Genomic DNA, 12,782 nt, shown 5'->3' with positions numbered 1-12,782 from the left:
GCCACGCATCCCGCCGCAATCCGCGGAACATCTTCGTCGAAAGGTACCACCCATGAGCGTCATCTCCGTCGATACCGAATTGCTCCAGCTCAAATCGGCCAACGTCAAAGGAACTGTTGATCGCATCAGCTCCGATGTGCAGACCATGCGGCGCGGCCTGGAGGAACTTGAGGCGACCTGGCGGGGAACAGCTGCCACGAATTTTCAGGCGCTCGTCCTGGAGTGGGCACTGACTCAGAGCAAGGTTGAGGCCTCCTTGGCATCCATCAACATCGCCTTGTCCTCAGCAGCCACGAGCTACTTGGAAGTGGAGCAGGGAAACACCCGGCGCTTCACGTACTAGCTGCCCTGCACCTGGTCCTCCCCCATCCATGAACTCCTGCGGGGCTGGCTGTCTTCCCCCCTTGTGCAGCCGCCTCGCAGGTCAGGAGGAATTTGTCTCAAGGCTAGTTCTCGACAGTCCCTTGATGGAACCGCAGCCGCCATTGACCGCGGTCGAGCATCCAGACGGAACTGCGGAGCGCCGAGCCTGTGTGCGCGAAGCTGCGGTAGTTCAGCAGGATGGTGGTGTCGCTGAGCCTGTCTGCGCTCAGCAGTTCAAGTTCAGTCGGTTCACCGGGATCCTCTTCCAGCGCCATCATCATGGCGTCCCGTGTCCAAAACCTGCCCGAGCTGCCGATCTCCGCGAAGTCAGGGTGGAGCAGCACACCGATCCTGCCAATGTCGGCCCTCACGTCGGGCCTCAGCAATTCCCGTTCCAACGCCAGGACTGTGTCCTCAGCTGACAGTTGCTGCGCCGAAGCGTCGTCTTCCAGTTCGCTGAAGAGATCGGCTTGGCCAAAGATGCCGGACTCGCCAAAGAGGGTCGGCTCAAAGTGCGGCCGCTGGGTGCGATCAGTCTTTGCGGGCGGAGAACCAACGCTTGCCGAGGAGACCCCGGCGGCAGCACTTGCAGGGACCGGCTCGGAAGAACGGGTTTGCACTGCGCGGGCTTCCGTTGGGGAATGAGACTCAACCTGTTCCTGAGTGCCAGGGAAACCAGGGCCCGCCCGATGCGCTACGCCCTGCTGGAAGGCCGTGGCAACGGCGCGTGCGCGCTCATCTGCAGCCTCGTTGAGGTCGTGACCGGCGTGGCCTTTAACCCATTCGAAGGTATATTTGCGGCCGATGATCGCTTGGTCGATGTCCTTGAGAAGGTCCACATTCAGCACGGGCTTGCCGTCGGCCTTCCGCCAGCCCTTCCGCTTCCAGCCCGGCATCCACTTGGTGATGCAGTTGATAACGTACTGGCTGTCGCAAAGGATCAGCAATTCTTCGTGAGGCACGTGGGCCGTCGACCGAAACAGGTCAAGGACGGCCATCAATTCACCCTGGTTGTTGGTTCCGTGCGGCCAACCTCCTGCTCGCCAACAGGAGTCGTCAACATACCAAGCCCAACCGGCCGGCCCAGGATTACCGAGGGCGGACCCATCGGCGGCAGCAATAATCGTCATAACGTTAATCCTGCCAGACCCCACCGACACTGAAACCGTGGTAGCACCCAAGGAGGTCGCAGTACAGCTCGTTATGACCGGGCTCAAAAGGGCCTGATCCGCTGTCTGCTTGGGTACGCAGCCCTGCCGTTCCAGCTTGGACAGGCGACAAAACGGCGGCCCCCACCAAAAGGTGAGGACCGCCGTCGTGATGCTGTTCAGCGTAATGCTGGGTGCTGTATCGCTACAGCAGGGGAGCTTAGAAGCCGCCCATGCCGCCCATGTCGTCGCCGCCGGGAGCCGGAGCGTTCTTCTCGGGCTTGTCGGCAACTACGGCCTCGGTGGTCAGGAAGAGACCAGCGATGGAAGCAGCGTTCTGGAGAGCCGAGCGGGTGACCTTTACGGGGTCGTTGACGCCGGCAGCCAGAAGGTCTTCGTAGACACCCGTGGCAGCGTTCAGGCCGTGGCCGGAAGGCAGGCCGCGAACCTTGTCCACCACAACGCCCGGCTCGAGGCCGGCGTTGAAGGCGATCTGCTTCAGGGGTGCATCGATGGCAACCTTGACGATGTTGGCACCGGTTGCCTCGTCGCCCTGCAGGGTGAGGTTGGCGAATGCCTTGGCGCCGGCCTGGATGAGGGCAACGCCACCACCGGCAACGATGCCTTCTTCAACAGCAGCCTTTGCGTTGCGGACTGCGTCCTCAATGCGGTGCTTGCGTTCCTTGAGCTCGACTTCGGTTGCGGCACCGGCCTTGATGACTGCAACGCCGCCGGCCAGCTTGGCCAGGCGTTCCTGCAGCTTCTCGCGGTCGTAGTCGGAGTCGGAGTTCTCGATTTCGGCACGGATCTGGGCCACGCGGCCCGCGATCTGCTCGGCGTCGCCGGCACCTTCAACGATGGTGGTCTCGTCCTTGGTGACAACAACCTTGCGGGCGGTGCCGAGGAGTTCCAGGCCAGCGTTTTCGAGCTTGAGGCCAACTTCTTCGGAGATGACCTGGCCACCGGTGAGGATGGCGATGTCGGCCAGCTGAGCCTTGCGACGGTCACCAAAGCCCGGAGCCTTGACGGCAACGGACTTGAAGGTGCCACGGATCTTGTTGACGATCAGGGTGGCCAAGGCCTCGCCCTCGATGTCTTCGGCGATGATCAGCAGCGGCTTGTTGGACTGCATGACCTTCTCCAGAACCGTGACGAGTTCCTTCACGTTGGAGATCTTGGAGTTGACGATCAGGATGTACGGGTCTTCGAGGACCGTTTCCTGGCGCTCTGCGTCGGTGACGAAGTAAGCGGAGATGTAACCCTTGTCGAAGCGCATGCCTTCGGTGAGTTCGAGCTCAAGGCCGAAGGTGTTGGATTCCTCGACCGTGATGACGCCTTCCTTGCCCACCTTGTCCAGGGCTTCGGCGATGAGGCTGCCGATTTCCGGGTCACCGGCGGAGATGGAAGCCGTGGCTGCGATCTCTTCCTTGGTCTCGATTTCCTTGGCGGAGGCCAGCAGTTCGCTGATGACTGCCTCAACAGCCTTCTCGATACCGCGCTTAAGGGACAGCGGGTCGGCGCCGGCGGCAACGTTGCGCAGGCCTTCCTTCACCAGTGCCTGGGCGAGAACGGTTGCAGTGGTGGTACCGTCGCCAGCGACGTCATCCGTCTTCTTGGCAACTTCCTTGACCAGTTCTGCACCGATCTTCTCGTAAGGATCGTCCAGCTCGATCTCCTTGGCGATGGAAACACCATCGTTGGTGATCGTGGGGGCGCCCCACTTCTTTTCGAGGACGACGTTGCGTCCACGCGGGCCGAGGGTGACCTTGACGGCGTCTGCGAGGATGTTCAGGCCCCGCTCGAGGCCGCGGCGTGCCTCTTCATCAAATGCAATGATCTTGGCCATAACGGCGGTAGTCCTTTCGGGACAGTCGTTAAGAAGGTACCTGTCAGATGGGGTGCCCGCGACGGACGGTCTTTCGCTTGCGGCCTCTGTATGCCCCGCGCTCCGGACCTCACCCCACCAAGGTGTTTCTTGATCCTCCGCCGGTCCGATGCCTGTCCGCCGCCGGGGTGAACCGGGCCGGACTTAGCAGTCGAACCATAGGAGTGCTAAATCAATAATTAGCACTCGACCGGTGAGAGTGCAAGCAGGGATGCCACTTTGCTCTATAAACAAAGGGCTTTCAGCCGTGGGCTGACGGGAAGTGGCTTGGACGCCGCGATCGACCTACGCGACGCGGACGCCTTCGGCTTGCGGACCCTTCTGGCCCTCCCCTAGTTCAAACTCAACCCTCTGGCCTTCTTCGAGGGCGCGGAAGCCATCCATCTGGATGGCGGACCAGTGTACAAAGACGTCGTCGCCGGATTCATCCACAGTGATAAATCCGTAGCCTTTTTCGGCGTTGAACCATTTGACGGTTCCCAAAGCCATGATGCCCACACTTTCGCAGTAGCCAAGACCGGTAGCCGGGATCTCCGTACCGGAATTAATCCACTGTAACCACTGTCACTAGCGCCGCGCTGCCGTGGAGGGGCAGGGCGCCACTTTTGTTATTGAGGCTTAACCGAGTTGGGGCTTTCCAGCTCAGGAACGGGGCCCGATGCCTACTGGTAACCGGGCCCGGCCACAACCACCAGCGGCTGTTGAACCTCGGGCGTTTCCACGATGGTCTGGATGCCCAGCAAAGTACCCAGCGCCTCCGCGTTGGCCTTCTGCTCCGGAGCGTTGTAGAAGATCACGGATGTCTGCTGCGGCAGTCCGCCCCAGTTCCCTACGGTGCTCAGCGCCCAACCGTCGCCCTGGACGAGGCCCGCCACCCGACCGGCCAACCCTGCCGTCCCGGCGCCGTTGTAGACAGCCACCGGAGTGGACTTATCCACGGGAGCCGAGGAGGGAGTGGCGGAAGGAGATCCCGACGGCGTCGGTTCGCTGCTGGGCTCGCTGGAAGCGGGGGGCGCGCTGCTGGATTCAGTGGGGGCAGCGGACGGTGCCGCGGAAGTCTGCAGGGGTGCCGGCGTCGTGGTGTTGGACGAAGCGCTGGGTGCTACCAGCCCAAGGTTGGGAAGGATCAGGAAGGCCACCAGCCCGAGCACCAGGGCCACTGCCCCAACGGTGAGGACCGGCCACAGGGTGGGGCGTGCAGTCTCTTGGGCGTCGCGGTGAACGCCTTGGCGGGACGTGTTCTGCGGAACCTGGTCGAATTCGTCCTTGGCATATTTGGTCATGGTGAAGCGGTGTCCTTGCTGGTTGCTGCTGACAGATCAGCCTGGCGATTTACGCGTCGGACCCCAAGCGACGTGCAGTCCTCGCACGCTGGCGGGACGTACGTAGTCTACGCAGTCTCTTGACGAGCAAGGGATCGTGGGCCAATGCGTCCTCGGTATCTATGAGCGCGTTCAGGATCTGGTAGTAGTGTGTGGCCGAGAGATCGAACAGCTCGCGGATAGCCTGTTCCTTCGCTCCGGCGTACTTCCACCATTGCCGCTCCAGCGCCAGCATCTGCTGGTCCCGCTCGCTCAACGGCGAGTCACTGCGGGTCTCGGCTGCGAGGTCCTCAAGGGCAAAGCCTGTTGCCTGCGACGCCATCGGTTCCGGTGCTGGTTCTGCCACGGCACACTCCTTCGACGCTTGTTGGGGAAAATGTCCTACCCCCATGTTACGGGCGAATAACAACGGTGTCATTCGCAGGCCGTGCGCCGCGCGGGAGACAATGGCGTGGTGACTCGCGAGGATGCACTCTTTGATCTTGAACCTGCTGATACTGCTGACCCGGGTTTCGCTGCCCTGCTCAAACAGCCGCTGGAAGAGCTGATGGCTCCCGATTGGGCCGATGCATTGCGCCCAGTTGAAGGCCAGCTCCGTGAAGCCTTGGACTACGTAGCGGGACAATCGGCCAATGGAGCCCACGTTCTCCCTGCGGCAAAAAACGTGTTGCGCGCCTTCAAACAGCCGCTGGCCGACGTCAAAGTCCTGATTCTCGGCCAGGATCCGTACCCAACCCCGGGCCACGCCGTCGGGCTGTCCTTCGCTGTATCCCGCCCTACCAGACCCATCCCTCGAAGCCTCGCCAACATCTACCGCGAGCTCCACGAGGACCTCGGCCTCCCGCCCCGCGTCCACGGGGACCTCAGCGCCTGGACGGAGCAAGGGGTCCTGCTCCTGAACCGCGTCCTCAGTGTCGAAGCGGGAAACGCAGGCTCCCACCGCGGCAAAGGTTGGGAAGCAGTCACGACGGCGGCGGTCACCGCCGTCGCCCACCGCACCGACGGCGCGGGGCGGCAAAGCCCGCTGGTGGCGATACTGTGGGGCAAAGATGCCGAGGCCGTGGTCCCCCTGCTTGGCGGGGCGCCTTCCATCGTCTCGGTCCATCCGAGTCCACTCTCTGCATCACGAGGATTCTTCGGCTCCAAGCCCTTCAGCCGGACCAATGAGCTGCTGATAGGCCTGGGGGCTGAGCCCATCGATTGGGAATTGCCTGTTCTGTGAGGCTTCTCCGCCGGGTCCGTAACCTACGACTCATACTCAACCTATGCGCAGGAAATTAGCTTAGGCTTACCTTCATGACTGCTCTCCCCGTCACTTCGTCCGCCTCACGCAAAACCCGTCCGCAGGTCAACCTGACTGTCCTGCGAAATGAACGCCTCTCGCCCCATATGGTGCGGATTGTGGCGGGCGGACCTGGTTTCAGCGACTACGCGAACAACGGTTATGTGGACCGCTATATCAAAATCGTGTTTCCGCAGCCGGGCGTCGAGTACGAAGTCCCGCTGGACTTGTGGGCCATCCGCGACACCATGCCCCGTGAGCAGTGGCCGCACACCCGCACGTACACCATCCGCCGGGTGGACGTTGAAGCACAGGAACTGGCCATCGACTTTGTGGTGCACGGTGATGAAGGACTGGCCGGTCCTTGGGCTGCCGCTGCCAAGCCCGGCGATTCGCTGATCTTTACCGGTCCAGGCGGCGGGTATAACCCAGCTCCCGAGGCCGACTGGTATCTGTTCGCCGGCGATGACGCCGCGATACCGGCCATCGCGGCATGCGTCGAGGCCCTTGCTCCTGACGCCCGCGGAACCGTGTTCCTTGAGGTGGATAGCGAGGCCGACATTCTTCCGATTTCCGCCCCTGCCGGAATGGAGTTGCACTGGCTCCTCCGCAAGGGCGTCCAAGCGGGGTCCAGCGAGCTGCTGCTTGACGCCCTCCGCACTACCGAATGGTTGCCCGGACGCGTGGATGTCTTCGCCCACGGCGAGCGGGGCTATATGAAGGGACTCCGCGAGATCTTCTTCGTGCAGCGCGGCTTGGAGCGTTCGCAGGTGTCGCTGTCCGGCTATTGGGCGCAGGGGCGTGTGGAGGAAGTCTTCCAAGCAGAGAAGAAGCTCCCAGTGGGACAGATCTAGCCTCAGTGCTTAAAGCCGAACGGCGCCGCCTCCTGGCGGCGCCGTTCGTTTTGTCATCAGCGCCTGCGTACCCTGCGCCGTTCGTTGCTGGACAGGCCCTTCGTCAGAGGCCTGGCCAGGTTGTCACCGAGCACGATGCCCGCCGCAACGCCCAACACAATGGCGCCGGCGTTGAGCATCCCACCCGCACCGAGAAGGATATTGCCGCCTTCAACAGTCAGGGCGTACATGGAACGGAAGATCGTCAGACCGGGCAGCAGGATCAACGCGGCCGGGACAGCCACTACAAGTTGCGGAGCACCCAGCTTGAGCGCCACAACACGGCCCAGCAAGCCGATGACCACCGCAGCGACGGCCGGCGACAAACGGTCACCGAGGCCGGCTTCGCCGACACCCCACAAGACGAAGAAACCCACTATGCCGACTGCCGCCGTCGGGAATAACAGCCGCATTTGCGTCTGCTCGGTGACGCCGATGGCAACCACCGCAATAGCAATAAGGACTGCTTGAATCCACAAGGGATACGCGTCGGGGAATGTCTGGGTTACGTCCAGGACCGCGCTGCCCATCAGCGTTCCAACCACAACTGCGACGCCAATTCCCGCAACGATTGCGCCGAATGTGAGCAACGTGGAGAGGAAACGACCCGCGGCCGTTACCGGAAAACCGTTGATGGCGTCTTGTACCGATGAGACGAGACGGCCCGTTGGGAGCAGCAGCAGGATTCCGCCTGCCACTACAATGGATGGCGCGATTTCCACACCTGCCCAACGCAGCATGAGCGCGATGAAGGTGACCAGGAACGCGCATGCCATGGTGTTGAAGAAGTCAGCCGTCCGCCATCTGGCAAGTTGCCGGGAGAGCAGGCTGATCAGGATGTTGGAACCAAAAGCGACCGCTGACGCACCGATGCCACCACCGAGGACACCCACGAATACGGCGGCGAAGATGCCGAAGGCCATGGTGACCATCCACCGTGGGAAAGGTTTGGCACTGCGGATGATTTCATTCAACCTGCGCACGGCTTCGTCGCGGCCCACTCCTCCAGCCACGATGTCCGTGACCAACTGGTGAACCTGGGCAAGGCCGGCGTAATTGTTGGTCCACGAGCGCACTACACGGAGCAGCGTGATGGGTGTCTGGTCCTTAGGCGCGTAGTTGATGGCCACCGATTGGTTGGTGATGTCCACTTCAACGTTCTTCAGGCCAAGGGCGGCAGTGACCGCAATCATGCTGGTCTCCACCTCAAGGGCACCCGCACCGTAGCGGAACATGACTTCAGCAAGATGAAGGGCGAAGTCGATGGTCTTGCGGGCCGAAGCGTCCACACCTACAACTTGAATGGTGGGGTTGGCGTAAGGACTTCCGGCCAACCGGTCCACGATGTTCATGGGCGCTGTTGGCGGGCTATCGCCTTGCACCAAGCGCATCAGCATGCGCTTGGCGTTGACATTCTGCCGTACCTGGGACGGCCGCAACGGCTGGGTCTTGGGCAACCCATCAGTTTGGGGCCTGTTGGCGGACCCGTCGGGGCGTTCAGTCACGCGGTGATCCTCCCTTGGCTTGTGTGATTAGCGGTTCCTCCGAAACTTTCCAACAACAGGCAATTTCTCCAGTGGCAATCGTCCCAGTGCTGTCTGGGCGGCGCCTGCAAGCTTCCTGACCGCACGGTAGCCGTGGAAGACAAGCGGGTTCACGGGCGCTACGAAATCGCCCACCAATTGGACCACCTCGCCTCCGAAGCCCTTCTTGAATTCGTACCCGCCGTGCCCGGTTTCATCCTGGCCTTGGATGCCGAACGTGCCGTAAAAGTTGTAGCGCGAGTAGCCATTGTTCAGGGCGTGCAGCATCATGCCCCAGTACAAGGACGTGGCGCCGTTGAAGTAGATGTAGTCCTGAACCGTGCCGCCAATGACGCACACCAGTTCATCACCGGAGCATGCAAAATGGATGGCAGCCACCGTAGCGACACCGACGGAATCGGGGAAACGTTCGATGTCCTTGAGGCTTCGCTCGTAGCTGTCCACAAGGTCCTGGACCACCTTGACGCGGTTGGCCTTCTTCTTGCTGCCGGTCTCCTCGACCTCACGCTTGAGGTCTGCCAAGGTCTTGGATTCGGCATCCAGCCGCTCCGTGATGGAGGCCCGGTATTCGGGAATGTTGATCTTGGCCATCATGAGCTTGGTGAACTCATCGGAGGTATTCCGGAGGAGCTGCTCGTAATACTCGCGTTCGCGGTACGTGAAGCCTTTCTCATCGCCCGCAGTGCTGAGGGCGTTGTAGAACTCATCCAGCGTTTCCAGTGTGGCCTGTTCCAGGTAGACGCCGTTCTTCTCGGCTTTACGGATGGCCTTGCGGGTGCGGTAGTTCATGCCCATGATGAGCTCCTCGGAATCAGCGATCCCGTCCAGCTGCTTGATGAACATCCAGTTGATGTTGGCGAAATTCATGTCGAAGCCCTGGTGCTTGAAGCCCAGGCCTTCGAACTCCTTCAGCAGCGGACGGTTGTCCTCAACTTCGGGGTGTTCGGCGCCTTCTTCGTCCCGCGCAATGTAACGGATGTTGGGCGAGATACGCAGCTCGGCGGCCTTCTTCGAGGCCGCATGCTTTTTCAATTGTTCGACGACGAAGCGCACCACTGCGGGGTCGCTGTAGTCCATCAGCGGCCCCTTGGCGCAGTCCGCGGTTTTGTAGCCCAAGCGGTTGGACGAGTAGACGAGCTTCCCCGCAGCAATGAGGCTGTCGCCGCGCGTCACACCAAAAAGCTCAACCTCCTGGCCACGGGCACGCTGGAAGCGCGTGAGTTCCATGGACTGGATGAAGCTGCCCTGAGGGTGTCCCTTGGCGAATGTCTCGAAATCAGCGTCACTGAGAATCACGAATTCCATGTCGGTTCCAGCCTCGATCGGAGTCAAAGAAATTACCTCACCTAAAAAGTAGATTGCACCCGTTGGTGGCCGGGGCGGGCCTGAAGTTGGTTTGCTGGCTGCGGGTGGCCGTCAGTAGAACTGGCCCCCGGTACGCATGGTTTCGAGCCTACGGAAGATGCGTTCAGCGCCCTTGAGCCACAGCTTGTGGCGGACAGGTCCCAGGACAAGGTCATAACAACCCACAAAATCCGTGACGGTCTTGGTGAAGCTCGTCTTGAACAATCCCATGCCGTACAGGGGGTGGGTCTTGTCCTTGATCCTCGCAGCGGGGGGCGTGCCACAGAAGTCGTACTCCACGCATCCGAGTTCCTGCATGCGTCGGATCGCCGCCCACTGGGCCAGATGGGAGTCACCGTACTGTTTGCGGTTCTGGGTGGAGCCGCCGTCCTTGTACGTAGCTTTGGATCCGTAGTTGATGACGAAAGCCCCCACACTCGGTGCACCGTCCTCATGGATGAAGAAGAAGTGTCCCTGGCCTCGGCTGCAGAACTCTTCCCAGAACTTGGAGTAGTACTCGTAGCTGCGCAGCGGCATGGCGCCCTTGGCGTTTACGGTGTTTTGCATGAGGGCGTAGAGCTTGCGGTAGCTGTCTTCGCCCGGCTCAGCCTGAATCACCTCGCAGCCCTCGCGTTCAGCCCTGCGAACTGCGTTGCGGGCACGTGAGGAAATGCTGCGCAAGACTTCATTTGCGGGCGCTGAAATGTCCAGCAAGGCCGTTGAGTCATTGGACTGAATGTTGGGAGCCTTCACCAAGCCGGCGGCTTGAAGTTCTGCCACGGCCTCAGCCGAGTCCACAATGTCAGGCTCGATCTTGATGGTGAAGACGTTCATCTTCTTCTCACGGGCCAAGGCGGCTACTGCTTTCAGGGCGGGCTGGACGTCGCTGACATCTACGACGTCCGGTCCCTTGATGAGGTACCAGAGCCGCCCCATCACAGGGAACTTCTTCTCCAGGAGCAGGTTGTAGCTGCTGTACCCCTGGGTCTCGATGACGAGCCGGCGGACCAGCCAGCCGTTGCCGTCCTTGACTGCCGCGTAAGCGTCCGACTGCAGCATGTTGCCGCCATTCGGATTCGCCGTGACGTGCTTGTCCCAGTTATCGATTTCCTCGGCGGTGGCAAAGCGGGCGGTAAATTCTCGCAAGGTGGCCGTGTCCAATCTCAGGGTTTGGTGCAGTGTTCAAAAGCGTAGTGCGCATGCGGACATGCAGCCCCAAGTCTATCGGGGTATGTGGATATCCCCCGATTCTGCTGGTTACCAAGGGCTCAGAGCCTGATCTGTTCTGCCTTCTCCAGCCTGATCGCCCGCGGTTCAATGCCGGATTCCCGTTGACCCCTGACAAGGCGGTCAGCATTGATGAGTCTGCCGAGGCTGAGCCCGGTGAGGTCCGCGATCTGACCGATGGGTACTTGGAACGTCCGGAATGGTCCAAGCGGCGGTGGCTCACCTTCAAGGAGCCGTTGGCTGATGGCCTTCTTTAGCTCCACTTTCCCCAGCATCGGCGACTGATCCAGGACAAAGCCGACAGCGGCCAGCTTGGCATCGTTGGTCCATGCCGCGATCTTCCAGAACTTTCGAGGGATCTGAACTCCCCTATACACAGGATCGTCATCGAGGAACACCGGCCCCGTGAACACGCTCAGCTTTGCCTCATACGCGTCGGCGTGGCCCAAAACGTGGTCTTCGAGCCCCACCCAGAGCTCTTTGCCTTGGTTGAAGTCATCAATCTGTGGTGCCGCGTTGGTGTAGCTAAAGGTGTCCTGGTTGGCCTTTTTGGCTGTTGCGGCGTCGCCCCACACGGGATCCAGGCGCCGGACCAAGTGCCCGCGATCAAAGGCGTTGCTCTTGTACAGATCCTGGCCGGCCTGCTGCTCCCGGGGGATCCTGTCATCGAAATGCCACGAACCCTCGCGGGCCAGGGGTATCAGTTCCTTGCCGTTGATGTTCACACCCACAATCGCTGCGAGCTTCCGGGCAGCCCGGAAGCGAACAGAAAAGTGGATGTAGTCCAAAAGTGTCGTAGTAGCCGACGGACTGGGCAGTTCAAGCCGTGTCCGCAAAAAGTCCCTGCTGTATCCCCCGCTCATGGATACAGCATGGCATCAGGGACTGACAGAATTAAGGCGTCGGGCCTTTCGCCGCTCAAGGAGTGCCAACACAATGTCCGTCAGCATTCGACGACGTTGACGGCGAGGCCGCCCATCGCGGTTTCCTTGTACTTGGAGGACATGTCCTTGCCCGTCTCGCGCATGGTCACGATCACCTCATCCAACGACACCCGGTGCGTCCCATCACCCCACAACGCCATCTTCGCCGCGTTGATCGCCTTCGCCGCAGCAATCGCGTTCCGCTCAATACACGGAATCTGCACCAACCCCCCGATCGGATCACACGTCAACCCCAGATTGTGCTCCATCGCAATCTCCGCCGCGTTCTCCACCTGACCCGGCGTACCACCCATCACCTCAGCCAACCCCGCAGCAGCCATCGACGACGCCGACCCCACCTCACCCTGACAACCAACCTCAGCCCCCGAAATGGACGCCTGCTCCTTATACAACACACCCACCGCACCGGCAGCGAGCAGGAACTTCACCACCACATCGTCCTTATCGGCCTGCGTGGCCTTGTCCATCCCAGGCGCATAATTCAACGCGTAATACAACACCGCCGGAATGATCCCCGCAGCACCATTCGTCGGCGCCGTCACCACCCTGCCGCCAGAAGCGTTCTCCTCATTGACCGCCAACGCGATCAAGTTCACCCACTCCTGCCAATACTTCGGATCGTTCCGGTCCTTGTCCTCCTTCAGCAACCGCTCCAACCAATCAGGAGAACGACGACGAACCTTCAACCCCCCAGGCAACACACCCTCACGCTTCAAACTCGTTTCAACACAGGCCTCCATCACCGACCAGATATGCAACAACCCCTCCCGGATCTCCTCCTCACTCCGGGACGCACGCTCATTAATGAACATGATGTCGCTGATACCCAA

Annotated in this window: 13 protein-coding genes; 3 read left to right on the top strand and 10 right to left on the bottom strand. The window is 61.0% G+C overall.

What is annotated here, in order from left to right; genetic code table 11:
- Nucleotides 1–52 precede the first annotated feature (52 nt).
- Nucleotides 53–343 carry a WXG100 family type VII secretion target gene (locus A477_RS0103420; protein ID WP_017197622.1) on the top strand — a complete coding sequence of 97 codons (291 nt, stop codon included), beginning with the start codon at nt 53–55 and terminating at the stop codon, nt 341–343.
- A 103-nt stretch (nt 344–446) separates the two neighbouring features.
- Here the strand turns inward: A477_RS0103420 and A477_RS0103415 are convergent, their stop codons facing one another.
- The 5 genes from A477_RS0103415 to A477_RS0103395 all read right to left on the bottom strand — a co-directional run bounded on the left by A477_RS0103415 (nt 447) and on the right by A477_RS0103395 (nt 5,064).
- Nucleotides 447–1,493: a ribonuclease HI family protein gene (locus A477_RS0103415; RefSeq protein WP_017197621.1), complete on the bottom strand. Its 1,047-nt coding sequence runs from the start codon at nt 1,491–1,493 to the stop codon at nt 447–449.
- Nucleotides 1,494–1,731: 238 nt separating this feature from the next.
- Entirely contained in the window at nt 1,732–3,357 is a 1,626-nt protein-coding gene (gene groL, locus A477_RS0103410; protein ID WP_011773738.1) for a chaperonin GroEL, read from the bottom strand.
- Nucleotides 3,358–3,681: 324 nt separating this feature from the next.
- A complete protein-coding gene (locus tag A477_RS0103405; RefSeq protein ID WP_011773737.1) occupies nt 3,682–3,885 on the bottom strand; it encodes a cold-shock protein in 204 nt (67 codons plus the stop codon).
- A 173-nt stretch (nt 3,886–4,058) separates the two neighbouring features.
- A complete protein-coding gene (locus tag A477_RS0103400; protein WP_017197620.1) occupies nt 4,059–4,679 on the bottom strand; it encodes a LytR C-terminal domain-containing protein in 621 nt (206 codons plus the stop codon).
- A gap of 49 nt (nt 4,680–4,728) precedes the next feature.
- On the bottom strand, nt 4,729–5,064 hold the full coding sequence (locus A477_RS0103395) for a DUF3263 domain-containing protein (RefSeq protein WP_017197619.1): 336 nt from the start codon (nt 5,062–5,064) through the stop codon (nt 4,729–4,731).
- A 105-nt stretch (nt 5,065–5,169) separates the two neighbouring features.
- Here A477_RS0103395 and A477_RS0103390 point away from each other — a divergent pair, with 105 nt between their 5' ends.
- Nucleotides 5,170–5,940 (top strand): uracil-DNA glycosylase, encoded by a 771-nt coding sequence (locus tag A477_RS0103390; RefSeq protein WP_017197618.1) that lies wholly within the window; start codon nt 5,170–5,172, stop codon nt 5,938–5,940.
- A gap of 74 nt (nt 5,941–6,014) precedes the next feature.
- Nucleotides 6,015–6,854, top strand: coding sequence for a siderophore-interacting protein (locus tag A477_RS0103385; protein WP_017197617.1), 840 nt, complete (start codon nt 6,015–6,017; stop codon nt 6,852–6,854).
- A gap of 56 nt (nt 6,855–6,910) precedes the next feature.
- On the opposite strand, the gene A477_RS0103380 is transcribed toward A477_RS0103385, so the two are convergent.
- The 5 genes from A477_RS0103380 to A477_RS0103360 form a co-directional block, all read right to left on the bottom strand.
- Entirely contained in the window at nt 6,911–8,398 is a 1,488-nt protein-coding gene (locus A477_RS0103380) for a threonine/serine exporter family protein (RefSeq protein WP_017197616.1), read from the bottom strand.
- Between the two features lie 27 nt (nt 8,399–8,425).
- Nucleotides 8,426–9,742, bottom strand: coding sequence for a peptidoglycan bridge formation glycyltransferase FemA/FemB family protein (locus A477_RS0103375; RefSeq protein ID WP_017197615.1), 1,317 nt, complete (start codon nt 9,740–9,742; stop codon nt 8,426–8,428).
- A 111-nt stretch (nt 9,743–9,853) separates the two neighbouring features.
- The gene (locus A477_RS0103370; protein ID WP_017197614.1) at nt 9,854–10,942 is read right to left on the bottom strand and encodes a lipid II:glycine glycyltransferase FemX; all 1,089 of its coding nucleotides are present in this window, start codon (nt 10,940–10,942) and stop codon (nt 9,854–9,856) included.
- 107 nt (nt 10,943–11,049) lie between these two features.
- Complete coding sequence (locus tag A477_RS0103365) at nt 11,050–11,871, bottom strand: DNA/RNA non-specific endonuclease (RefSeq protein ID WP_017197613.1); 822 nt, start codon at nt 11,869–11,871, stop codon at nt 11,050–11,052.
- A gap of 80 nt (nt 11,872–11,951) precedes the next feature.
- On the bottom strand, nt 11,952–12,782 hold an 831-nt coding region (locus tag A477_RS0103360; protein ID WP_026005325.1), incomplete at its 5' end, for an L-serine ammonia-lyase.

Source organism: Arthrobacter sp. M2012083 (genome assembly GCF_000281065.1).
In the GTDB taxonomy this organism is placed as follows: domain Bacteria; phylum Actinomycetota; class Actinomycetes; order Actinomycetales; family Micrococcaceae; genus Arthrobacter.
The sequence above is the reverse complement of the archived record's forward strand: the minus strand, read 5'-3'. Positions and strand labels throughout refer to the sequence as shown.

Coding starts and splice junctions, on each gene's coding strand:
- A477_RS0103420 (WP_017197622.1), top strand. CDS start 53: ATGAGCGTCATCTCCGTCGATACCGAATTGCTCCAGCTCAAATCGGCC.
- A477_RS0103415 (WP_017197621.1), bottom strand. CDS start 1,493: ATGACGATTATTGCTGCCGCCGATGGGTCCGCCCTCGGTAATCCTGGG.
- groL (WP_011773738.1), bottom strand. CDS start 3,357: ATGGCCAAGATCATTGCATTTGATGAAGAGGCACGCCGCGGCCTCGAG.
- A477_RS0103405 (WP_011773737.1), bottom strand. CDS start 3,885: ATGGCTTTGGGAACCGTCAAATGGTTCAACGCCGAAAAAGGCTACGGA.
- A477_RS0103400 (WP_017197620.1), bottom strand. CDS start 4,679: ATGACCAAATATGCCAAGGACGAATTCGACCAGGTTCCGCAGAACACG.
- A477_RS0103385 (WP_017197617.1), top strand. CDS start 6,015: ATGACTGCTCTCCCCGTCACTTCGTCCGCCTCACGCAAAACCCGTCCG.
- A477_RS0103375 (WP_017197615.1), bottom strand. CDS start 9,742: ATGGAATTCGTGATTCTCAGTGACGCTGATTTCGAGACATTCGCCAAG.
- A477_RS0103365 (WP_017197613.1), bottom strand. CDS start 11,871: ATGAGCGGGGGATACAGCAGGGACTTTTTGCGGACACGGCTTGAACTG.